Here is a 19,564-nt window from a genome sequence, read left to right on the forward strand (position 1 = left end):
AATCGTTGGAATGGGGTTTGTGACCGACCTACACGAAACCAGGTGCAGCATGGAACTCATTCCGGGTAACTCCCTTGTGACCGCGACGCCGGAGGAGGGCCGCAAGCTGGCCCTGGAACTGGCACTGCACAGCATTTATGCGATCCAGCCGGATGAGAACGTACTCCGGGCCGGACGCGACGTCTACACGACGGACCCCGAGGAGCTCATCGCGTCGTCGCACGTGGTGGCCATTGAGTTCGCCACCATCGCTGCGGCCAACAACTACTGGCGCTGAACGCTTGGGGGCTCAGGCGCGGAGGGCGCGATGTTGTGGTTGCGCCGGAACAGGTTCTGCGGATCGACGGCGGACTTGAGTGCCGAGAGGCTCTGGCCCAGTCCTTCCGAAAGGCGGGGTTAGGCTGGAGGCAGTCGATCCAAAGGAGAACACCGTGGCATCCCTGCTGACCCCGCTCATCACTTCCGCCGGCCTGATCGGCGGCTTCAAGACTGCCCGCGACACCGGCAACCGGCAGCTCGGCGGCGCGGTTCTGGCCGCTGCAGGTGCCGCAGCCTTCGCCCTGTGGAAGCGCGACGCCGGCACGGGCACCGCCGTCGCGCTCACCTCCACCTACGTGGCGGCCTTCGGCCTCTCCCACCCGCTGGCCAAGAAGCTCGGCGCCTGGCCCTCGGTCTACACCGTCACTGCAGCGACCGCTTTGGCGTCCCTGGTGTTCGGCCGCCGGAAGTAACCGGGCTCCCTTCCCCGACATTGCAGAAACTGCCCGTTTGAGCCTTCAAACGGGCAGTTTCTGCAATGTGGATTCGGAGGAAGTGCCGTCGGGCACCTTCGGGCATGGCAGTGTAGGCTCCCTGCCATGCGCCGACGCCGATACCTTCTTGTTCTTCCAGTGGTGCTTTCGACGGCGCTGGCGTCCTGCACTTCGCTTCCGGAACCTGAATTGCAGGCAGCCCAGGCGCAGGCGGACGCCTTTGTGGAAAGCGAGGCGGTGAGTGCGAACTTCCTCGGTGCGGGCAGCTTTCTCGCACTGCAGCACGACGCAGTTCCCCAGCCCGATGAAGGAATAACGCTGGATTATGAGTCGGACGCCCGCATCGAGGGCGTTAACGTGGCCTGTTTCGGCGGCGGCGAAGCCAGCTTTGGTGCAAGTGTCCGTACAGGGTCATCCTGGACCGGCTTGGACGTCATGACCCTGGCCTGCGACGGCGAACCGCGCACGGCGCCGCTGAACGAGCCTCTCGAACGGGTCAACGCGCTGCGCCTCAACGGTCAGATCCAGGACGGCGCCGGTGCGGTGATCGCCGCCGCCATCATGGGCACCGCCGGGTGAGCCGGACTGCTGCCAGCCGGCGTCGGGCGTTATAAGACGCCGCTTCTGGCGGCCAGGCGCCGCCCACTCAGCGGTTTGTCGACAGCTCCATGTGAAGGGTCGGGTACGGTCGAGAGTCCGCGTCGAGCTCGCTGCGCCCCACTCGAACGAAGCCTCGACTGACGTAGAACCCGTAGGCGCCGTGGTTCTGCTCGTTCACGTCAACCTTGGAAACCCCCTGATGGGCAATGACCTCGGAGAGGAGAGTTGAACCGATGCCCTGCCCACGCACTGCATCGGAGACGAAGAGCATCTCCAGCGAGTCGCCGTGGACGCCGGCGAACCCGACCGGCTTCCCGTCCTTCTCCGCGACCGTGAGGGTTACGGCCGGAAAGTAGTCGGAAGCGAGACGGGATTCGATCCGGGTGAAGTCGGATCCGTCGAGGAAATCATGGGTAGCACGGACTGCGCTGCGCCAGATGTCAACGAGCGCCGGGTACTCCGCCTCACCGCGGCAGGCTCGCAGGATCACCGGGCCATTTCCTTTCTTCATGTGCCTGATCCTACCGCTGGGCTTCCCTGCAGGAGGCCTGCATGCCTTAGCGCCAGCCGGCGTCGGGTGCCACGAGCTTGACGATGTTCTCCAGCAGTGCCGCGTTGTAGTCGACCCCGAGCTGGTTGGGCACCGTGACCAGCACGGTGTCTGCCAGCTGGACGGCGGCGTCGTCGGCCAGTTCGTTGGCGATGACGTTCGGTTCGCCCACAAAGCTGCGACCGAACCGCGCCAGCCCGCCTTCGAGCCGGCCCACCTGGTCCTTCGCTTCAGCCTGCGCACGGAGCCCGAAGTAGCGCCGGTCCTGTTCGCTGACCAGCGGGATGACGCTGCGGCTGACGGAAACTTTGCCTTGCCCGGGGTGCCCTGCGGCTTTCCAGGCCTCGTGGTAGGCGTGGATCTGCTCGGCCTGCAGTTCATCGAAAGGAACGCCGGTGTCCTCCGTGAGCAGGGTGGAACTCATCAGGTTCATGCCCTGCTCGCCTGTCCACTTCGCGGTTGCCCGGGTTCCCGAACCCCACCAGATGCGGTCGCTCAGCCCGGGGGACTGCGGCTCGATGGGCAGCAGGCCGGCGTGCCCGGTCATCTGCGGGTTGGCCGGTGCCATGCCGCGGCCGGTGATGGCGGCACGGAAGATTTCGGTGTGCTGGCGGGCCATATCGGCGTCGTTCTGTCCCTCGCCGGGAACATAGCCGAATGACTCCGCGCCACGCAGCGCAGGCTCGGGGGATCCCCGGCTAATCCCAAGCTGCAGCCTGCCGCCGCTGATCAGGTCAGTCGCGGCGGCTTCTTCGGCCATGTACAGCGGGTTTTCGTACCTCATGTCAATGACGCCGGTGCCCAGGTCAATCCGCGATGTGCGTGCTGCCATGGCGGCGAGCAGCGGGAACGGGGACGCCTGCTGCGGAGCGAAGTGGTGCACCCGTACGAACGCTCCGTCAGCACCCACCTCCTCGGCAGCAACCGCGAGTTCGATGGCCTGCAGCAGGGCATCGCCTGCTGTGGGCGTCAGCGAACCAGGGACGTCCTGATAGTGGCCAAAGGAAAGGAATCCAATCTTCTTCACATTCATGCCAGCGCATGTATTGCCCCGGATATTCCGGACGGTACTTTTCCGTCCGCTGACCGGGGCTAGAGTGCCGGACCATGGAAAACGAACTCGTGGAAATCGAAACCGCCGGCTGGCATGCGCTGTCCACCGGACCGGGGGAGGCGACGGCGTTCTACTCCAATGTGCTGGCGAGCCAACCCGTGGTCCTGCTGACCAACGGGCTGCGGATTACGGACCGGCAGCAGATCATCGAGTCGATGGGCGGTCCGCCCTGGACCGCCTTCGAAATCCTCGAACCGCGGGAGGACTACTTGGCGGCGGACGACGTCGGTGTGCTCACCTATAAGGTGCGTGCCGACCGGGACGGTACTCCCTACACAGCACTGCTCACCAGCGTGTATGCCCGGGAAAACGGTGTGTGGAAGCTCGCTGTCCACCAGCACACGCCGTTTGAGGAGCAGCAGGACTAGGGGTAGGCGGCTAAGCCGAGGCGGAAACCCGCTCCGCAACAAGTGCCTGCAGGTCCGCCACACCGCGGCCGGCCAGCGTCTCCCAGCGGGTGATCCCTGGCTGTTCCGGCACGTCGACGGCGTTGGGCACGGCAACGGTCACGGCACCGGAGGCCTTGGCGGAAGCGACTCCGGGCAGGGAATCCTCCACGGCCACAATGCGGTCCAGCTCCAGGGGCATGCCCAGTTCTTCGCCCATCAGCTTCGCCGCCAGCAGATAGGGTTCCGGATCAGGCTTGCCGTTAGCGACCATCTCTCCGGTTACCAGGAACCGGAACGTGCCCTCCGGCAGCTGGTCCGCGATCACCCGGGCGAGCAGGGACTCGCTCATGGTCACCATGGCACACGGGATTCCGGCCGCATAGAGTTCTGCGAGCATTTCGCGGGCTCCGGGACGCCAGGGGATTTCCTTCTGCACGGAGCTGACCACACTGGCCAGCATGGTGTCGAGGATTTCCCGGATGCTCAGGTCCGCGCCGGCCTGCTGCAGCGCGCGGGCCGAATCGGGAAGGGCATTGCCCACCAGTTCCATGGCCTGCTCGTCGCTCCAGCTGACCCCGAACCGGGCCATCAGGTTCTTCTCCGCGGCGAACCAGTACGGCTCGGTGTCCACCAGGGTTCCGTCCATGTCCCAGAAAACGGCCTGCAGGGCGGGATGTGGCGACAAAGGTTCCTCCTGGACGGTTGCCGCAGGACCCTGCGGCGCATAAAACGGACGGGCACTGACGACGGCGAACACCCAGACTGATCGTGGCAGGACGCTGCACTTCCGTCAAAACCGGCACCCGTCACAGGCGGCAGCGGACTAAAGTGCTTCTGCCTTGCGCCGGCTGCTGCGGGAGACGAAGTAAATGACGGCGGGAACAGCGGATAGCCCCAGGCCCATGATCATCAGGAACCAGGTTGAGCCGTTGACGGGGTTGGTCCGTTCTTCAAGATACGGACTGAGAACCACAATTTTTTCCGGAGCAGCAGGATCGGCATACAGCTCAACAGATTCCCCCGGCCGCCATTCAGGTTCGGGATATCCGTCTTTCGAGTGGGACCGGTGCTCCACCGTCCCCGAGAACGAATCTCCTCCCACGGAATAGGTGACAACCGCTGCTGTATCGGTCGTGTAGGTCCTGTCAGTGTTTTTTCGGTGTCGGGTGGACGTCTCCGTCGAAACCGACTGCACCAGGGCCTGGGTCTGGACGCCCTCTGCCGAGAGCCGGTAGTACTCCTTATTCTCGAGTACCGTTTTCACAGTCCAGCCGCTGAAGAAAAGCAGGGACAAAATGGTCAGGGTCCCGGCCACGCGCTGGACCACACGCATATTTCGCGCCAACCGTACCCCGTTCCAACCAGGCGCGAAATAACCGTTGCCGGCGCCGTCGTTGAGGTAGATTCCGCGCCAGGCGTGCCTGCCATAGGCCACCTCCATGGCGTACCTGCTGGTATTGCGGTGCGGGGAGAGGACCCAGCCTTCCGGCACCTGGAAGGAACCCGGGGATGGAGGGGTAACCTGAGGCGTCTTTTTCACCCCAGCAGAATACCGTCTGACTAGGGAAGATGCTGCTGCATGAACTCCAGCACCGGCCCGGCGAGGGACGCGCCAATGACGTCCTGCGGCCGCTTGTTCCCCGCCACCTCGAACATGTGGTTGCCGCCCTCAACGCGCTCGACGACGGCGTTCGGCCCGATCTTGGCGGCCACCGGTTCCAGCTCGCCGGGCAGGGCGAACGGATCCCGGGTTCCCTGGAGGAACAGCATCGGCTGGGCGAGCCCGTAAAGGTGTTCGTCGCGCAGTTTTTCCGGTTTGCCCGGCGGGTGCAGCGGGTAGCCGAGATACACCAGGCCGGCAGCCGGCATCCCCTCGGCCACGGCCATGGACGCCATCCGCCCGCCAAACGATTTGCCGCACGCCCAGACCGGCACGCCGTCGGCGTTGTCTTCCGCGGCGAACATGACCGCCCGCCACGCCGCGATCGCGGCCGGGGCACGGTCCGGGAACTTCTTCCCGGCCTCCCGGTAAGGAAAGTTGAACCGCCAGGTAGCCACGCCGCCGTCGTTCATCGCATCGGTAAAGCCGGTGAGGAAGGGATGCTCCATGCCGGACCCGGCCCCATGCGCCACCACCATGGACGCCCAGGCACCGGCGGGCTGCGCGAAGACGGCACTGACGGTCCCCTCGCCAACCGAGACTGTGAGGTTCTCCTGCTGCACTGGCATGCGTTCCAATTTACGGGACGTCCTCGCGCCGCTCACCTCACAGCGGCAGGCCGGCCTCCTCTTTGACGGTTTTCATCACGATGGTGCTGGTGAGTTTTTCCACCCCGGGCAGGTTCACCAGCACGTCGTCGTAGAACTGCTGGTAGCCGGGGAGGTCCGCCGCGATCACCTTCAGCAGGAAATCGGGATCCCCGAAGAGACGGTCCGCCTTCACAATCTGCTCGTGCAGGCCCACAGCCTTCTCGAAAGCCAGCATCTGCGCACGGTCGCGCAGGGTGACGAACAGCAGGGTCTGGAAGCCCAGCCCCACTGCGGCTGGATCAACCACGGCACGGTAGCCGGTAAGGACACCGGCACGTTCAAGCTCCTTGATCCGTCGATGGCACGGGGCGACCGTCAGTCCCACCCGGGCGGCAACCGCCGTCGCACTCATCCGTCCATCATTTTGGAGCAGGCGCAAAATTTCCCGATCAATCGCGTCAATCACGCAAAAATCATACCGTGAGGGTGGTTTTGGCAGCACATTCCGGTCAGCACTTCGCGCCGTGTTTTTCCTAGGGTTGAGGAATGGATTTTTCGCAGCTCGCGGGTTTCGCGGCCGTTTCGGTCACCCTGGCCATGACCCCGGGCGCTGACTGGGCGTACTGCATCTCCTCCGGCCTGCGCTCACGGCGCGTGACCCCCTCGGTAGCCGGACTGTGCACCGGCTACCTCTTCCACACTGCGCTGATCGTCGCTGGTCTCGCCGCGCTCATCGCGGCCTCGCCCGGCCTCCTCACCGGCCTGACGCTGGCCGGCGCCGCCTACCTGCTGTGGCTGGGCGTCTCCACCATGCGGTCATGGCGCGGTGCCGGGTTCACTGACGGAACCACGACGCCGGTGCCCGCGGCCGAAGGGCAGCCGGAACCGTCTGCGGAGACCGGTTCCGGTTCCGGCGGATCTGTGGCGCTGGCAGTCCGCGCACCGGTACGCTCCCGCCGCGCCGTCGAGCGCCGGGAATTCCTGAAAGGGCTGGGAACTTCTGGTACCAATCCAAAAGCCCTGCTCCTCTATCTCGCACTGATCCCGCAGTTTGTGGACCCGGCCGCCGCGCTTGCACTGCCGCTGCAGTCGCTGGTGCTGGGACTGTCCCACTTTGGTGTCTCCGTGCTCGTCTACACACTCGTTGCCCTCGGCGCCCGGCGGCTGCTGCGCTCCCGCCCGGCAGCAGCCCGGGCAGTCACCCTCGTCAGCGGGATCCTGATGGTGTGCGTGGCGCTGGTCCTGCTCGGCGAGCGGCTCCTGCTGCTGGCCTGAACCGGTCTGCTCAGCCCGGACCGCCCATCGAGATGGCAGAAACTGCCCGTTTGAGGGCTCAAAAGAGCAGTTTCTGCCATCTCGATGGAGGTGGGCGCGGGTGACGGCGGGTGCTAGGCGGGCGACGCCGCCGCGACGGCCTGGCGTGCCAGGGTCTTCAGGCTGAAGCCGGGGACAGCAACCTCCTCGGGGGCCGGACTGATCCCGGCCGCCAGCAGTTTCCTCGCCCCCAGATGCTCGCCGGGCGAATTGACCGACTCCACGGCAGCCAGCCGTCCGTCCCGGAAGCACAGCACGGAGAACTTCCCGCTCTCCGGATCCCCGCTGATCACCAGCTGGTCCCCGGGCACGGAGAGGCCGGCGATCTGCAGCCGCAGGCTGCCCTGGTTGCTCCAGAACCACGGCAGGTCCGTGTACGGCTCGGCGGCTCCGAGGATGGTCCGCGCCGCATGCCGTCCCTGGTCGGTGGCGTTCTGGACCGACTCAACCCGGATCCGTGCCCCCGTGTGCGCCGACGGGAAGCTGGCGCAGTCGCCCACCGCCAGGACCGACGGATCCGAGGTGCGCAGCGCGGCGTCCACCACAATGCCGTTCCCGGTTTCCAGCCCGGCCGCGGCGGCCAGCGCATCATTGGGCACGACGCCGATGCCCGCCACCACCAGGTCCGCCCGGTACCGGGCGCCGGTCGTGGACACTGCCCAGCCAACCCTGCCGTCCATGCCCGGCTCCAGGGAGGCAATGCCTTCGCTGAACTGCAGCCGGATCCCGGCACGGGTGTGGGCGGCGGCGAACCAGGCGCCCGTCACCGGGCTCAGGGCGCGCCCCATGGGGCCCGGTGCGAACTCCAGCACCGTCACTTCGCAGCCGCGTGCCCGGGCCGCGGCGGCAACTTCCAGCCCGATGAATCCAGCTCCGACCACCACTACGCGGCGTGCCGCAGCGAGGTCTGCGTGCAGCGCCTCGGCGTCGGAAAGTGTCCGTAGAAGATGGACGCCAGGCAAATCTGCGCCCGGGCAGGTGAGTGCACGGTTTGCGGCGCCAGTGGCGAAGACCAGGTGCCGGTAGTCCACCTGCTCGCCGTCGCCGAGTGTGACGGTCCGCGCGGCGCGGTCCACGGCTGCGGCACGCACCCCGCTGCGCAGCGTGATCTCCTTGTCCGCGAAGAACGACGCCGCGCGCAGCGGCAGGGGAGCGGGGCTGCCCTCCGGGGAGAGGTAGTCCTTGGACAGCGGCGGACGCTGGTAGGGCAGGCCGGGCTCGTCGGCGATGACGGTGACGGCCTCCGGGTAGCCGCCGCTGCGCAGCGAGTCCGCCACCTGCAGTCCGGCCTGCCCGCCGCCGATGATGACTACGGACATCTCAGACCTGTTCCGCAGGAACGTCGACGACGATCCCGTCCAGTTCCGCACAGGCCTTGATCTGGCAGCCCAGGCGGGACAGTTCGGTCCGCTCGGCGGTGGTGCAGTCCAGCATTTCCTCTTCGTCGTCGCTGGGTTCCGGCAGGGCAGCGGCGAATTCAGGGCGGACATAGACGTGACAGGTGGCGCACATGGCCTGGCCGCCGCATTCCCCGACAATGCCGTCCACTCCGTTCGTGACGGCGGCGCGCATCAGGGACGTTCCCGGCTCCACGCTCACCGTGGCCGGCGTGCCTGAGGGCTGGATAAAGGTAATGGAATTCATGGTTCTCCTAGGAAAGGCGGGATTAATCCCAGAGCACGGGCATCTTGAGCATGCCGCGGAAGACCCAGCCGGCGTCGACCGTTTCTGCCGACGGGTCCAGGCGCAGCCGCGGGAACCGCTCAAAGAGGGCGGGCATGGCTACCTGGGCCACCTGGGTGCGGGCCACCCAGGTTCCCGCGCAGAAGTGCGTTCCGCCGCCGAATCCCAGGTGCGGCTTCTTGGGCCGGTGCAGGTTGTAGGTTTCCGGGTCCTCGAAGACGGCCGGGTCCCGGTTGGCGGCACCGATAACGACGCCGATGCGGGCTCCCTGGGGCAGCCGGACCCCCTCGAGCACGGTGTTGCGGGTAGCCTCCCGCGGATACATTCCGATCGGAGCCACCCAGCGGACGGATTCTTCGAAGGCCGCGGCATACAGTTTCGGGTCCCGGCGCACCGAGGCCAGCTGGTCCGGGTTCTCCAGCAGGGCCCAGACCGTGGTGCCCAGGACGTCCCGCGGCTCGTTCAGCCCGCCGCCGATGGTCATCTTCAGGTTGGCGCGGATGGCTTCCAGCGGGATCGGCATGGAGGCCAGCCCGGAGAGCAGCGAGTGGTCCGGGTTCTCCCGGAAGTACGGCAGCATTTCGTCAATCGCGGCATCCACTTCCGCAGACGAGCGCGCGCTCTTCTCCCAGACATCGGCGTCGTCTGCGTAGTTTCCGGTGCCGTCGATCATCGTCTGGCTCCAGCGCTGCAGGTCCTGCTGCGTCGCGTTGAGGAAGCCGCAGACCAGGCGCAGGTTCTCGGCGGCGTAGGGCGCGGCGTAATCCCAGACAAAGTCGGCGCCCGGCCCCTTCGCCTCCAGCTCGCCGAGGTACTTCTCATTGTTCGCCTCGAAGAGGGCTTTCCAATGGTTCTTGATGGTGCCCGGGCGCAGCGTGGAGCCGTAGGAGTCACGTTCGATGCGGTGCTCCGGATCATCCTTGCGCAGCATTGAGTGGCCCATGGAGCGCTTCATGAGGGAGCCGTTTTCGTTGGCGGAGAAGGTCGCATCGTCCTGCTCGATGGTGTGGCACGCGGCGTAACTGGTCACCATGTAGCGGTTCACCGCCGGGACCCAGTGCACCGGTGCTTCCTCGCGCATCCGCCGGTAGATGGGGAACGGATCCCGGTACAGGTCGGGGATGGTGACCCAGTCGGCCACGGGTGCTTCCCGGACATCGACTGCGGAAGGCACGGTAGCCGTCACGGCGGCGGGTGCGGCCGCGGCGGCGTCGTGGTCTGCCTGCACGCCGGAATAGGGACAGCTGGGGGACTGGGTGGTATCCGGGGTGGTCATCGGTGATCTCCTCGTATGCGTCGCGGCGGCACCCGCCTGGCTATCAGTGTGCCCTGCGTCATATCCCCGGTAAAGTACAAGAAATCATTGAATATCCACGTCTTTAGTGAGGTTATGGATGCTCCGGTACACCCTGCGGCAGCTGGAAGTGTTCGCCGCCGTGGCGGACCACGGCAGCATCGCGTCCGCTGCGGGGAGCCTGCACGTCTCTGAATCGGCCGTAGCCGGGGCGCTGAACAACCTCGAGCGGGCCTTCGGGGCACAGCTGGCCATCCGGCGGAAGGCGCACGGCATCACCCTGACCACGGCAGGGCAGGTCGTACTGGGAAGGGCACGGAACCTGCTGGTGGATGCCGTGGATCTGCAGCTGCATGCCGGCGGCACGGACGCCGAGGTGCGCGGTTCGCTGGTGCTGGGTTGTTACCTGACGCTGGCGCCGACGGTGCTGGCCCGGCTGATCGAACACTACGGACGGCGGTATCCGCTGGTGGAGCTGGACTTCTACGACGGTCCGCAGTCGGAAATCCACCGTCGCCTGGCGGACGGGCAGCTCGACGTCGCCATTGCCTACGATCTCTCGCTTCCGGCGGGACTGAACCGGCAGCCGCTGTTCGCTGCCGAACCGGCCGTGGTGCTGTCCGCCGAACATCCGCTGGCGGAGCGCAGCGAACTGTCCTTGGCCGATGTGGCGTCCGAACCCATGATCCTGCTGGACGTGGACCCCAGCCGGGAGAACACCATGACCATGTTCGGCGCCGCCGGCCTGACACCCAGTGTCCGGTTCCGGACCACGGACTATGAGGTGACGCGCTCGCTGGTGGGACGCGGGATGGGCTACGCCATCCTGGTCCAGCAGCCGGCAGGGGAGCTGTCCTATGAAGGCCGTCCGCTCGTGGTGCGGCCGCTGCGGCCGGCGGCACGTCCGGTTCCCGTCTCCATGGTGTGGCCGGCAGCGCTGCGGCCATCCCGGAGTGTGGCGGCGATGCTCAGCCTCGCGGCGGAGCTTTACGGCTGACCGCCGCCCCTCGAGAGGCCAGTTACGGCTTTTTTCAGGCCTGAAAGGAGCCGTAACTGGCCTCTCGAGGGAAGGAGGGGGCGCGGTGACAGCAGTACGGCGGCCGGATGTGGCAGGAAGCACGTTCCCGGAATTCGACGCCCGCCAAACCCGTCCGGATACTTGGAGGCATGACATCAACGCACACTGACACCCTTCCGGCCCGCGGGCCGGAGGCGGTGACGGTCTCCATCACACGGCGGGTCGATCCCCGCCGGGTGCCTGAGGCCACACACTGGGTCCAGGAGGGCGTCAACCTCGCCAACACCTGGCCCGGGTTCCTCGGCTCCGGATGGGTCCGCGCCTCCGCCACTTCCGACGAATGGCACATGCTCTACCGTTTCGCCGATGCCGCGGCCCTGGACGCCTGGGAACACTCCGAACCGCGGCGCGAATGGCTGGAACGCGGACGGGACATGGTTGAGGACCGCACCGTCACCCGCCGCACCGGCATTGAAGGCTGGTTCGATTCGCCGTCCTCCACCACTGACCTGGAGGCCCCGGGAACACCTCCGCGCTGGAAGCAGGCCGTGGCCATCTGGCTGGGCTTCTTTCCGGTCAACCTGGCCTTCACCTGGCTGGTAGGGCTGGCTTTCCCCGGCTGGGAGCAACTGCCCATGCCGCTGCGGGTACTGATTACGACGGCGGTCCTCACCCCGATCATGGCGTACTGGGTACTGCCCTGGGTCACCGGCCTCCTGCAGCCGTGGCTGGCGCGCCGCCGCTCCTAAGACACGGCCACGCACGACGGCGCTGCCCGGGACACTGCCCGGCCGGCGCCGTCGTTGTATCTACCGGACCGCAGCGGGAACATGGCCAGACCGCCCCGACTTCCTGGCCTTGAGGAAACCGTCGCCAATGTCCCACAGCCCGATGAACAGGACGGCCGCAGCGGTGATTCCGCTGATCCAGGTGGACGCGTCCGCACCCCAGTCCACGTTAGCCAGGAAGGCCCACTCAAAGACCTGGCCCGTGGACAGCAGCCACAGCACCGGCACCATAAACGCCAGCGCCAGCACGGCGTTAACCCCTGCAAAGGCGTAGGTCCAGCGTCCGGCCAGGTAAAGCACGACGGCGAAGCCCGCCTCGATGACCAGCAGGACGATCACGTACGGCAGCCAGAAACTCCACAGGCTTTCCTGCAGGACCACCACGGGTTCGCCGTCGAGGTACATCACGGAACCCACCCGCTGCCAGAGCAGCACGCCGATGAAGAAGGCGGCAAGCGCCACCGAGGCAATGGTGTCGCCGAGGGAGACCTGGGATTTCCGCGGAACCTGCGGCAGCATGGCCGGTGACCACGGCTGCAGGCCCAGGTCCTTCCGCCGGGTGCCGTTGAACTGGATGACCGCGAAGACCAGGGTGACCCAGAAACCGAGGTGCACCAGGACACTGATGGCCGTGCCGATCGCGGCGCCGAAGGCTCCGGCGGCGTCCCCGGGCTCCAGGGCCATCTGCACCACGGCCGAGCCGAGGAACGCAAGCGGCGTAAGAATGACGGCGAGGGTTTTCAGCAACCGCCACCAGTCCAGGAAAAGGTCCGGCCCAATCAGGTAGAGGGGCCGCCCGCTGTACTGCGCGGCCAGGCGTGCCGGATCCCCGAGTTCCGTGAGGACCGCGTTTTCCGCTTCGGCCGGCGGCTGGCCCGCCTCGACGCGTGCCTCGACGTCGTCCGCGATGGAACCGCGCAGTTCCCGCTCAATGTCCGCCCGTGCTCCCTCCGGGAGTGAACGCAGGGCGGCGAAGACATAACGGTCAGTGAGAGTACTCATGATGCTTTTCCTTCGTTGAGCCGGCGGATGGAGGCGTGGAGCGCTTCCCAGTCCTTCAGCAGGGCGTCTAACAGCTCAGTGCCCTGTTCGCTGGTGGTGTAGAACTTCCGCGGGCGTGCCTCTTCGGTGTCCCAGGAGCTGGTGAGCAGCCCCTGCTTTTCGAGGCGTCGCAGCAGCGGGTAGAGGGTGTTGGCCTCGACGGCGAACCCGGCCCGCTCAAGGGCTTCAAGCAGGCCGTAGCCGTAGCCGGGCTGTTTGAGGATGGAGAGGCAGGCCAGCACCACCGTTCCGCGGCGCAGTTCCTGGAGATGTCCACCCAGCAGGTCTTCGTCCATGACTCACACTATGGTGTGTCACGCACGATATTGCAACAGGTGGACTGTTTTTATCTTCGCCGGACCGGCTGGCGCAGGATGGTCTTTAGCTTCTCCGGCGCAGTGCGCCGCGGGTCGCTGAGATAGACCTCATGGTGGTCGCCGTTGAAGTCCAGCTGGTTCTCGGGCATGAACTCGTGGTGCAGCTGTGCTAGCAAGGGAGCTTCGTCGTCATAGGAACCGATGTGCATCACCTGAACTGCGAGGCCTTCCTTCAGCTCCAGCCAGTGGATCCGTGCCGCGGCGTCGAGGTCCTTCCTGGCCCGGACCTCAGCGGCCGCTTCCAGGGCAGTTTCTTCGCTGACCCACTCCGGCTGGCTGATGAGCATGGTCCAGTCCCACAAATCCTTGCTGCCCTGGAGGAACGCTGCCGGGTCCTCTGCCCGCCAGAGACCTTCCAGCGGTGCCACCACCGAGTCCTGCCCGCTGCTGCGCTTCGCAGCGAACTTCAGCGAATACGCCACCGCGTAGAGTGCCTGGACCGCGGCCGCATAATCCGGCGAAGTGTTGGGGTTCCCGTGCCCGTCCACCGCCAGGAAGCGCTGCGGAGGCACCTCCAAGAGCGTGAAGCTGCGCCCAGGGGAGTAGAGCTGCCGCAGTGCCTTCTTGACGTCATACTTGGCCTGGCTTCCTGCCGGGCCTGGGGATGAATTCATGGGGCGCCTCCTGAGAACCATCAAAGGTCACCCGGGCCCCCGGGGGCAACGGTGCGCGGCAGGGTTCGGCATTCGCTACGATCCAAGGAAGCATCCGCTCCGTGGAGCGGGAACAGAACAGGGGAAGAATGACACTGGTAGGCACAGCCGCAACGGTGGTCCTGCTGCGCGACGGCGCGGACGGCCTCGAGGTCCTCCTGCTCGAACGGCCGCGGCACACGGGTACGTTCGCGGGAGCCTGGGTCTTTCCGGGCGGCCGGGTGGATCCCGAGGATTACGCCGCGGCGGGGTCCTTACCGCCCGATCTCCGGGCCGAGCCGCGCTCCCCGGCGGAAGATGTGCCGGCGGCAAGGATCGCGGGAGCGCGGGAGACGGTGGAGGAAACCGGCTTGGTGCTGGAGCCGGACGCGCTGGTGGAACTGTCCTGCTGGGTTCCTCCGCTGCAGGCGCCCAAACGCCTGCGCACCTGGTTCTTCCTGGCGCCGGCGCCGGACGGAGAAATCCGGCTGAATCCCGGTGAACTGATCGATTCCGCTTGGCTGACGCCGGACGCAGCCCTGGAGCTGCACCGCGGGGGCAAGATGCTTCTGGTTGCTCCCACCTTCGTCACCCTGACGCTGCTGCAGCAGTTCCCGAACGCGGCGGCGGCCCTGGCGGTTGCCGCTGCCGCAGCCCCGGAAACCTACAGCAGCCGGCTTCTGGACGGATATGAACCGGACGCGGTGATTGCCTGGCACGGGGATGAGGAGTACCCCGCCGAAGGCGCAGGGCGGCCCGGGCGCCGGCACCGCCTGGTGATGCGCGGCAGCGATTGGCGCTACGAGCGGAGCTAGGCTCCGTGCCGAACTTCCGGGCGCTCCCGGGGGTGTTCCGGAAGCACGCGGTCCCGCCCGGCGAGGAAAGCCATGGCACAGCTCAGCCCCATGATCCCGGCGCTCACAGCCAGCGGGACGGTCCAGCCTCCGCTGAGGTCATAGAGGAACCCGAAAAGCACGGGCCCGGCGGCTCCGATGGCGTAGCCCACTGACTGTGCCATGCCGGAGAGGGCAGCCGCCTGGACATGGTTGGTAGTCCGCAGGCTGAACAGGGACAGGGCCGTAACAATCATGCTGCCGCAGCCTGAGGCGCTGACCACCACCCACACCAGGGACAGCTGCGGAGCAACCAGGAGCCCGAGGAAGCCTGCCATGGCCAGCAGGCTGCCCGCCATGCCCAGCAGCCGCTGGTCCGAAAACCGGCCCAGGACCGCGCCGGTCATCAGGGATGAGGCGGTGCCCACTACCAGGAAGGCGGAGACGTGCAGCCCGGAAGTGGTCTCGGAGATTCCCTGATCACGTTCAATGCTGGGCAGCCAGGTTGTCACTACGAAGAAGCCGACCGACTGCAGGCCCATGAACAGGGTGACCTGCCAACCGAGGAGCGTCTTCCAGGGGGACCGGAAGCGTACCGGTGCCGCAGGGGCGCCCGCCGCGGCGGCACCGCCGTCGCCCGTTCCGCGTTTCAGTCCCGGGAGCAGGATGGCCATTGCGAGCAGTGCCAGCCCGGCCCAAATCCCCAGGGCAAGCCGCCAACCGGATCCGGGAATCAGGGACACGGGCACCACTATTGCGGCGCCCAGGGCGGTGACCAGGCTCTGCGCAGCTATGTACAGGCCGGTGAGCTGGCTGATCCGGCCCGGGAAATCCCGCTTGATCAGCGAAGGGAGCAGGACGTTGAGGAAGGCAATGGCTATGCCTATCAGGAGGGTCCCGCTCCAGAGCGCCGCCGGGGCCGGAGTTGACCGTAAGACGGTACCGGCGGCCAGAAGTGCCAGTGAGAGCCAAAGGGCCCGGTCGAGTCCGGTCCGCAGGGCAACGGCCGGGGCCAGCGGGGAGAACAGGGCGAAGGCGATGAGCGGAAGGCCGGTGAGGAGCCCGGACTGTGCGCTGGAGAAGTCGAATTCGCGGCCGATGTCCGCGAGCAGGGGGCCGACGGAGACGAAGGCGACGCGGAGGTTGACGCCGATCAGCAGGACTCCGGTCAGGGCCAGGCCTGCCCGGACGGGCGGCGCCTTCCTCATCCTGCTGAAAACCGCCACGCTTCTCCTTTGCAGCTGCGGATGTGTCATGCACCACGTTAGCGCGAGGTTGGGGCGCTCGGGCTAAGAGTAGATATGTGACACGTTGCAGCCTGCGGCGAGAAGCGCGGCGGCGGGGTTTGGAGGTTTAGGCGCCGGCGCCTTTTGCCGAGATCTGTTCGATTTCCTCTTGGGTGAGTCCGGCAACGGCGGCGATGCTGCCGGTCTCCAGCCCCTCGTTCACCGCGCTCTGCACCAGTTCGGTAAGGACCTGCTCTGCGCGGTCCACGGCCCACTGCTGGGCTTCGAGATTCGAGGCAGCCATGGCGAGGGAGGAAAGGGATTCATCATCCGTGGCGGAGAAAGCGGGGACCTGCTGGGAATTAATAACCGTCATGACTGCACCCTTCGATAGGTAGGCTAGCAACTAGCTAGACAGACTATTTATAAACTAAGGCTCCTGCTATGTAAAGTTTGGACATCCATACTACCCGTCGGCGTCGAGAACGTGGGCCATCTCCCGCAGGAACCGGGTGATGGTTCCTGCCTCTTCCGGGGTCAGAGCCTCGGCTGTGTCCAGCATTTTGCGGTGCATTGCACCGAGCGTGTCGCGGACTTCGAGGTCAGCGTTTTCGGTGGGAATGATCTCCAGGGCCCGCCGGTCAGTAGGGTGCGGCCGCCTGGTCAGATATCCGCCCTTCTGCAGGCGGTCAATTAGGGCGGTGGTGGACGCTGTGGAGATGTTCAGGACGCGGGATAGGTCCTTGGGTCCAATCGATTTACCGGCCTGGCGGGCCTGCATGACGTAGCGGATGGCCAGCAGGTCGGTCTCGTTCATGCGCATTGAATCTCGGGTGCGGCGGCGCATTGCGGCTTCGGCAGCACGGTAGGCGCGGAGTGCATTGAGTACGTCCACGCCGCCTGCCGTCGAAGGCGACTGGTCGTACCAGTATCCGGCCCCTGTGGGATTGGCGTGTTCAGGCATGCGCACAAGTCTAGCCGAACGGAATACTAGCCAGGCTACTTACTCGGACTGGTGATTCATTGAGTTCTATGGCCTAGGGTTTTAACCCCGTCCCGCGATGCCCGCGCCTGTGGTGAAGGCATCGCACGTGCTGCAAAGGAGAATCGGCTATGGCCACGCCCTTTGAGGAACCGGCAATTCCTTCCCGCACTGAGGAAGACACCTTGGAACAGCAGCTGCCTGCCGTTCCCGAACCGGAAGAAGACGGCGGCGCTGACGATCCCGTCCGGCCACACGGCGATCCCCTCCTGCCGGGAGGGTCCGAAGCGGACCGCCTGGACCAGGAGCGTGATGGCTCCGCCGCCGACGGAGAGGACGACTACCCCCGGAACGCGGGGGAGGAGTTCCCGGACGACGGGGAGTAGCCGGCACCGCTAGAGGATTCCTGCCAGTCCCCGGATGAGCCATGGATGCCACCATGCCCAGTCGTGGCCGCCGGTAATCGAACGGAATCCGGTGTCCACCCCGGCAGCAGCCAGCGTGTGGTGAAGAGCCTGCGCCGGGACATGGATACTCGGCTCGTACACTCCGGCCTGCACCCGGACCAGAATCCGGCCGGAGACTGACAGCAGCGGCTCCTCCAGGTTGTACCTCCACAGCGACGGCGACTGCGCCAGGGCGACGGCGGACGTTTCCGGGTATCGGGCCACGTGCCACAAGGCAGCCAGGCCACCGTAACTGGCCCCTGAGACGATGGTCCGTTGGGGATCCGGTGACAGCGGCAGCGAGCGCCGCAGCTCCGGAATGAGGTCGCAGGCAGAGAAATCCACAGTGCCGGTCGGTCCGGGTAGCTCCCGTGCCCGTGTTGCTGCGTCCACCGAGTCCACCATCGCAACGTACAGCGGCGGCAGCGTGCCGTCAGCGATGGCTGCATCCAGGGTGGCGGCGAGGTTTTGGTATTGCGCCCACACCTGGCCATCGTGCAGGACCAGCAGCGGAGCCGGGCCCGACTGGGGCTGGTGCGGCCGGTACAGCCAAACCCTGCGTGACCTGCCGGCGTGCCGGTCACGGACGTGGCGCAATTCCAGCCCGGGGACACCGTGGACGTGGTGCGCGGCAGCAGTTCCGGTTCCTGCCGCGGCTCCGGCCGGAGCCAGTCCGTTTAGGCGGAGCCCCACGCCCATAATGGACCCGTCCGCTGCAGCGGGAACCGGGGCTGCGAGCCACGGGGATGGGGGCGCCGCAGGCAGCCGGGCCACCGACGTCGCCGCTCCCGACATGCCGGTGGACCGCGCCGGGTTGCGGGGATCCGTTCCTCCGGCGTCTGCTGCCAGGCGGACGCCGCGGCGGTCCACAGCCGTACGCCAGGGCGGTGTACCGGGCCCTTTATGTACGGTGATCCGGTAGCTGGCCTCCCATGAAGCCGGCATGATCCAGGTCAGTGCCCACAGTCCTTCCGGCAGGGCTTCGAACTCACAGGATCCGAGGGTGTCCGGGTGAACCATGGCGTTCGCGGAGAGGATCACGGCGGATGCCTCCGGGTTTCGGCAAAGGAAGGTCACGGCACGGTAATCCGGTCCTGCGTCGGGCGCGTCCTCAATGAGCGGGGTTTCCCAGGCGTCGCGTCCGGTCAGTAGCTGCACGCGTTCAGGTCCGGACAGTGAGTCCCAGTATGCGCGGAAATGCCCGGGCAGGACATGGATGGCGGCCGGTGGCTGGGGGACAGGCTCGCGAGGTGGCAGGAACGCCGGTGCAGCCCCCGGTGTCTCAGCGCGCATCGCTGTACTCGGGTTCCAGGGGTACGACCATCGGACCACCGGTGGCAGGGTCCGTAATGACGAGGACGTCAATTCCGTAGATCTCCTTCATGAGCTCCGGAGTCGCGATCTGCGCCGGCGCCCCCTGCGCCACGATCCGCCCGTCCTTCATGGCAATCACGTGGTCCGCGAACCGAAACGCCAGTCCCAGTTCATGCAGCACGGTCACCAGCGTGTACCTGCCCGTCCGGTGCAGGGTGCGGCACAGGCGCAGGACTTCCAGCTGATGCGATATGTCCAGGAAGGTTGTCGGTTCGTCCAGCAGCAGCACCGGGGTGTCCTGCGCCAATACAAGGGCCAGCCACACGCGCTGTCGTTGCCCGCCTGAAAGTTCGCATACCGTCCGGTCCGCCAGGTCCTGAACTCCGGTCGCCTGCAGGGCAGCGCTGACCGCGCTCTGGTCCTCCTCGGACCACTGGCGCAGCAACGACTGGTGCGGGAAGCGTCCCCTCGCCACCAGGTCCGCTACGGTGATCCCGTCCGGAGCCGTCGAACTCTGCGGCAGGAGCGCTAGCCGCCTGGCTGCCTCCCGGGTGGGGTAGGACCCGATGTCCTTTCCCTGCAGGAACACCTGGCCGGCCTGGGGTTTCAGCAAGCGTGAAAGGGCGCGCAAACAGGGTGGACTTGCCGCAGGCATTCGGGCCAATGATGGCCGTGAATGAGCCCGGCGGAATCACCACATCCAGGTGCTCGGAGACGGTCCGGCCGTCGTAACCGATGGTCAGGTCTCGGCCGGAAAGGACGTCTTCCATGGGATTCTCCTTGCTGGTCATGGTTACACCTGCTTGCTGCGGGTCAGGAGCCAGAGCAGGTACACGCCGCCCACCAGCCCGGTCATCAGGCCGATCGGCACCGCGGCCTGGATTGGCAGGCGCTGGGAGAGCAGGTCCGAGCCGGCCACCAGCACCGCGCCCATCAGGGCGCCGGTACCTATGTGGACGCC

At 66.4% G+C, this 19,564-nt stretch carries 27 protein-coding genes and 1 pseudogene; 9 read left to right on the forward strand and 19 right to left on the reverse strand.

The features are described from left to right. Positions 1-49: 49 nt before the first annotated feature. Positions 50-277 (forward strand): hexameric tyrosine-coordinated heme protein, encoded by a 228-nt coding sequence (locus ACSLGO_RS11225; protein ID WP_091601569.1) that lies wholly within the window; start codon positions 50-52, stop codon positions 275-277. On the opposite strand, the gene ACSLGO_RS11230 is transcribed toward ACSLGO_RS11225, so the two are convergent. Further along, on the reverse strand, positions 265-378 hold the full coding sequence (locus ACSLGO_RS11230; protein WP_411800945.1) for a BBE domain-containing protein: 114 nt from the start codon (positions 376-378) through the stop codon (positions 265-267). The genes ACSLGO_RS11225 and ACSLGO_RS11230 overlap by 13 nt on opposite strands. 53 nt (positions 379-431) lie before the next feature. Here ACSLGO_RS11230 and ACSLGO_RS11235 point away from each other — a divergent pair, with 53 nt between their 5' ends. Beyond that, on the forward strand, positions 432-731 hold the full coding sequence (locus ACSLGO_RS11235; protein WP_091601273.1) for a hypothetical protein: 300 nt from the start codon (positions 432-434) through the stop codon (positions 729-731). Between the two features lie 126 nt (positions 732-857). Continuing rightward, on the forward strand, positions 858-1,331 hold the full coding sequence (locus ACSLGO_RS11240; RefSeq protein WP_325786059.1) for a hypothetical protein: 474 nt from the start codon (positions 858-860) through the stop codon (positions 1,329-1,331). A 67-nt stretch (positions 1,332-1,398) separates the two neighbouring features. Here ACSLGO_RS11240 and ACSLGO_RS11245 read toward each other — a convergent pair whose 3' ends face one another. Both ACSLGO_RS11245 and ACSLGO_RS11250 read right to left on the reverse strand, forming a co-directional pair. Beyond that, positions 1,399-1,863 carry a GNAT family N-acetyltransferase gene (locus ACSLGO_RS11245; RefSeq protein ID WP_436401130.1) on the reverse strand — a complete coding sequence of 155 codons (465 nt, stop codon included), beginning with the start codon at positions 1,861-1,863 and terminating at the stop codon, positions 1,399-1,401. 46 nt (positions 1,864-1,909) lie between these two features. Next, a complete protein-coding gene (locus ACSLGO_RS11250) occupies positions 1,910-2,935 on the reverse strand; it encodes an LLM class flavin-dependent oxidoreductase (RefSeq protein WP_419242365.1) in 1,026 nt (341 codons plus the stop codon). A gap of 74 nt (positions 2,936-3,009) precedes the next feature. Between ACSLGO_RS11250 and ACSLGO_RS11255 the strand changes: the two genes are divergently transcribed. After that, the gene (locus ACSLGO_RS11255; RefSeq protein WP_436401131.1) at positions 3,010-3,384 is read left to right on the forward strand and encodes a nuclear transport factor 2 family protein; all 375 of its coding nucleotides are present in this window, start codon (positions 3,010-3,012) and stop codon (positions 3,382-3,384) included. 10 nt (positions 3,385-3,394) lie between these two features. Here the strand turns inward: ACSLGO_RS11255 and ACSLGO_RS11260 are convergent, their stop codons facing one another. The 4 genes from ACSLGO_RS11260 to ACSLGO_RS11275 all read right to left on the reverse strand — a co-directional run bounded on the left by ACSLGO_RS11260 (position 3,395) and on the right by ACSLGO_RS11275 (position 6,121). Then, on the reverse strand, positions 3,395-4,090 hold the full coding sequence (locus tag ACSLGO_RS11260) for an HAD family hydrolase (protein WP_436401132.1): 696 nt from the start codon (positions 4,088-4,090) through the stop codon (positions 3,395-3,397). Positions 4,091-4,228: 138 nt separating this feature from the next. Then, positions 4,229-4,945: a DUF3592 domain-containing protein gene (locus tag ACSLGO_RS11265; protein WP_263127764.1), complete on the reverse strand. Its 717-nt coding sequence runs from the start codon at positions 4,943-4,945 to the stop codon at positions 4,229-4,231. Positions 4,946-4,965: 20 nt separating this feature from the next. Further along, the gene (locus ACSLGO_RS11270) at positions 4,966-5,634 is read right to left on the reverse strand and encodes an alpha/beta hydrolase family protein (protein WP_325786055.1); all 669 of its coding nucleotides are present in this window, start codon (positions 5,632-5,634) and stop codon (positions 4,966-4,968) included. Between the two features lie 37 nt (positions 5,635-5,671). Continuing rightward, positions 5,672-6,121 carry an Lrp/AsnC family transcriptional regulator gene (locus tag ACSLGO_RS11275; protein WP_091601289.1) on the reverse strand — a complete coding sequence of 150 codons (450 nt, stop codon included), beginning with the start codon at positions 6,119-6,121 and terminating at the stop codon, positions 5,672-5,674. 80 nt (positions 6,122-6,201) lie between these two features. On the opposite strand from ACSLGO_RS11275, the gene ACSLGO_RS11280 reads away from it, so the two are divergent. Further along, the gene (locus ACSLGO_RS11280) at positions 6,202-6,930 is read left to right on the forward strand and encodes a LysE family translocator (RefSeq protein ID WP_436401133.1); all 729 of its coding nucleotides are present in this window, start codon (positions 6,202-6,204) and stop codon (positions 6,928-6,930) included. Between the two features lie 113 nt (positions 6,931-7,043). Here ACSLGO_RS11280 and ACSLGO_RS11285 read toward each other — a convergent pair whose 3' ends face one another. Genes ACSLGO_RS11285 through ACSLGO_RS11295 form a run of 3 tightly spaced genes read right to left on the reverse strand, consistent with a single transcriptional unit; the run spans position 7,044 to position 9,928 of the window. Beyond that, a complete protein-coding gene (locus ACSLGO_RS11285; protein ID WP_436401134.1) occupies positions 7,044-8,288 on the reverse strand; it encodes an NAD(P)/FAD-dependent oxidoreductase in 1,245 nt (414 codons plus the stop codon). Between the two features lies 1 nt (position 8,289). After that, complete coding sequence (locus ACSLGO_RS11290) at positions 8,290-8,613, reverse strand: 2Fe-2S iron-sulfur cluster-binding protein (protein ID WP_091601294.1); 324 nt, start codon at positions 8,611-8,613, stop codon at positions 8,290-8,292. Between the two features lie 22 nt (positions 8,614-8,635). After that, positions 8,636-9,928: a cytochrome P450 gene (locus ACSLGO_RS11295; protein WP_436401135.1), complete on the reverse strand. Its 1,293-nt coding sequence runs from the start codon at positions 9,926-9,928 to the stop codon at positions 8,636-8,638. Positions 9,929-10,046: 118 nt separating this feature from the next. Between ACSLGO_RS11295 and ACSLGO_RS11300 the strand changes: the two genes are divergently transcribed. Both ACSLGO_RS11300 and ACSLGO_RS11305 read left to right on the forward strand, forming a co-directional pair. Further along, a complete protein-coding gene (locus tag ACSLGO_RS11300; protein WP_436401136.1) occupies positions 10,047-10,943 on the forward strand; it encodes a LysR substrate-binding domain-containing protein in 897 nt (298 codons plus the stop codon). A 170-nt stretch (positions 10,944-11,113) separates the two neighbouring features. Continuing rightward, on the forward strand, positions 11,114-11,713 hold the full coding sequence (locus tag ACSLGO_RS11305) for an antibiotic biosynthesis monooxygenase (RefSeq protein WP_091601572.1): 600 nt from the start codon (positions 11,114-11,116) through the stop codon (positions 11,711-11,713). Between the two features lie 60 nt (positions 11,714-11,773). On the opposite strand, the gene ACSLGO_RS11310 is transcribed toward ACSLGO_RS11305, so the two are convergent. The 3 genes from ACSLGO_RS11310 to ACSLGO_RS11320 are packed head-to-tail and all read right to left on the reverse strand — an operon-like array spanning position 11,774 to position 13,784. Further along, a complete protein-coding gene (locus ACSLGO_RS11310) occupies positions 11,774-12,754 on the reverse strand; it encodes a permease prefix domain 1-containing protein (protein WP_436401137.1) in 981 nt (326 codons plus the stop codon). Continuing rightward, the gene (locus ACSLGO_RS11315; protein ID WP_091601301.1) at positions 12,751-13,089 is read right to left on the reverse strand and encodes a PadR family transcriptional regulator; all 339 of its coding nucleotides are present in this window, start codon (positions 13,087-13,089) and stop codon (positions 12,751-12,753) included. The genes ACSLGO_RS11310 and ACSLGO_RS11315 overlap by 4 nt, the downstream gene beginning before the upstream one ends. Positions 13,090-13,139: 50 nt before the next feature. Then, on the reverse strand, positions 13,140-13,784 hold the full coding sequence (locus tag ACSLGO_RS11320; protein ID WP_152273942.1) for a GyrI-like domain-containing protein: 645 nt from the start codon (positions 13,782-13,784) through the stop codon (positions 13,140-13,142). Between the two features lie 128 nt (positions 13,785-13,912). Between ACSLGO_RS11320 and ACSLGO_RS11325 the strand changes: the two genes are divergently transcribed. Further along, positions 13,913-14,617, forward strand: coding sequence for an NUDIX hydrolase (locus tag ACSLGO_RS11325; RefSeq protein WP_436401138.1), 705 nt, complete (start codon positions 13,913-13,915; stop codon positions 14,615-14,617). Here ACSLGO_RS11325 and ACSLGO_RS11330 read toward each other — a convergent pair. The 3 genes from ACSLGO_RS11330 to ACSLGO_RS11340 form a co-directional block, all read right to left on the reverse strand. Then, positions 14,614-15,861 carry an MFS transporter gene (locus ACSLGO_RS11330; RefSeq protein WP_436401139.1) on the reverse strand — a complete coding sequence of 416 codons (1,248 nt, stop codon included), beginning with the start codon at positions 15,859-15,861 and terminating at the stop codon, positions 14,614-14,616. The genes ACSLGO_RS11325 and ACSLGO_RS11330 overlap by 4 nt on opposite strands. Positions 15,862-15,988: 127 nt before the next feature. Next, positions 15,989-16,237 (reverse strand): hypothetical protein, encoded by a 249-nt coding sequence (locus tag ACSLGO_RS11335; protein ID WP_263127756.1) that lies wholly within the window; start codon positions 16,235-16,237, stop codon positions 15,989-15,991. A 90-nt stretch (positions 16,238-16,327) separates the two neighbouring features. Next, the gene (locus ACSLGO_RS11340) at positions 16,328-16,825 is read right to left on the reverse strand and encodes a MarR family winged helix-turn-helix transcriptional regulator (protein ID WP_387003775.1); all 498 of its coding nucleotides are present in this window, start codon (positions 16,823-16,825) and stop codon (positions 16,328-16,330) included. A 149-nt stretch (positions 16,826-16,974) separates the two neighbouring features. On the opposite strand from ACSLGO_RS11340, the gene ACSLGO_RS11345 reads away from it, so the two are divergent. Then, positions 16,975-17,229, forward strand: a complete 255-nt coding sequence (locus ACSLGO_RS11345; RefSeq protein ID WP_091601313.1) for a hypothetical protein — start codon at positions 16,975-16,977, stop codon at positions 17,227-17,229. A gap of 9 nt (positions 17,230-17,238) precedes the next feature. Here the strand turns inward: ACSLGO_RS11345 and ACSLGO_RS11350 are convergent, their stop codons facing one another. The 3 genes and pseudogenes from ACSLGO_RS11350 to ACSLGO_RS11360 form a co-directional block, all read right to left on the reverse strand. Beyond that, on the reverse strand, positions 17,239-18,582 hold the full coding sequence (locus ACSLGO_RS11350) for an alpha/beta hydrolase-fold protein (RefSeq protein ID WP_436401140.1): 1,344 nt from the start codon (positions 18,580-18,582) through the stop codon (positions 17,239-17,241). Then, positions 18,572-19,394 (reverse strand): annotated as a pseudogene (locus ACSLGO_RS11355) (ABC transporter ATP-binding protein). Before ACSLGO_RS11355 ends, ACSLGO_RS11350 begins: the two are co-directional and overlap by 11 nt. Before the next feature lie 2 nt (positions 19,395-19,396). Beyond that, a complete protein-coding gene (locus ACSLGO_RS11360; protein ID WP_436401141.1) occupies positions 19,397-19,537 on the reverse strand; it encodes an iron chelate uptake ABC transporter family permease subunit in 141 nt (46 codons plus the stop codon). Between the last annotated feature and the right edge of the window lie 27 nt (positions 19,538-19,564).

Origin of the sequence: Arthrobacter sp. IK3, assembly GCF_051337705.1 — a bacterium.
GTDB lineage: Bacteria > Actinomycetota > Actinomycetes > Actinomycetales > Micrococcaceae > Arthrobacter_B > Arthrobacter_B koreensis.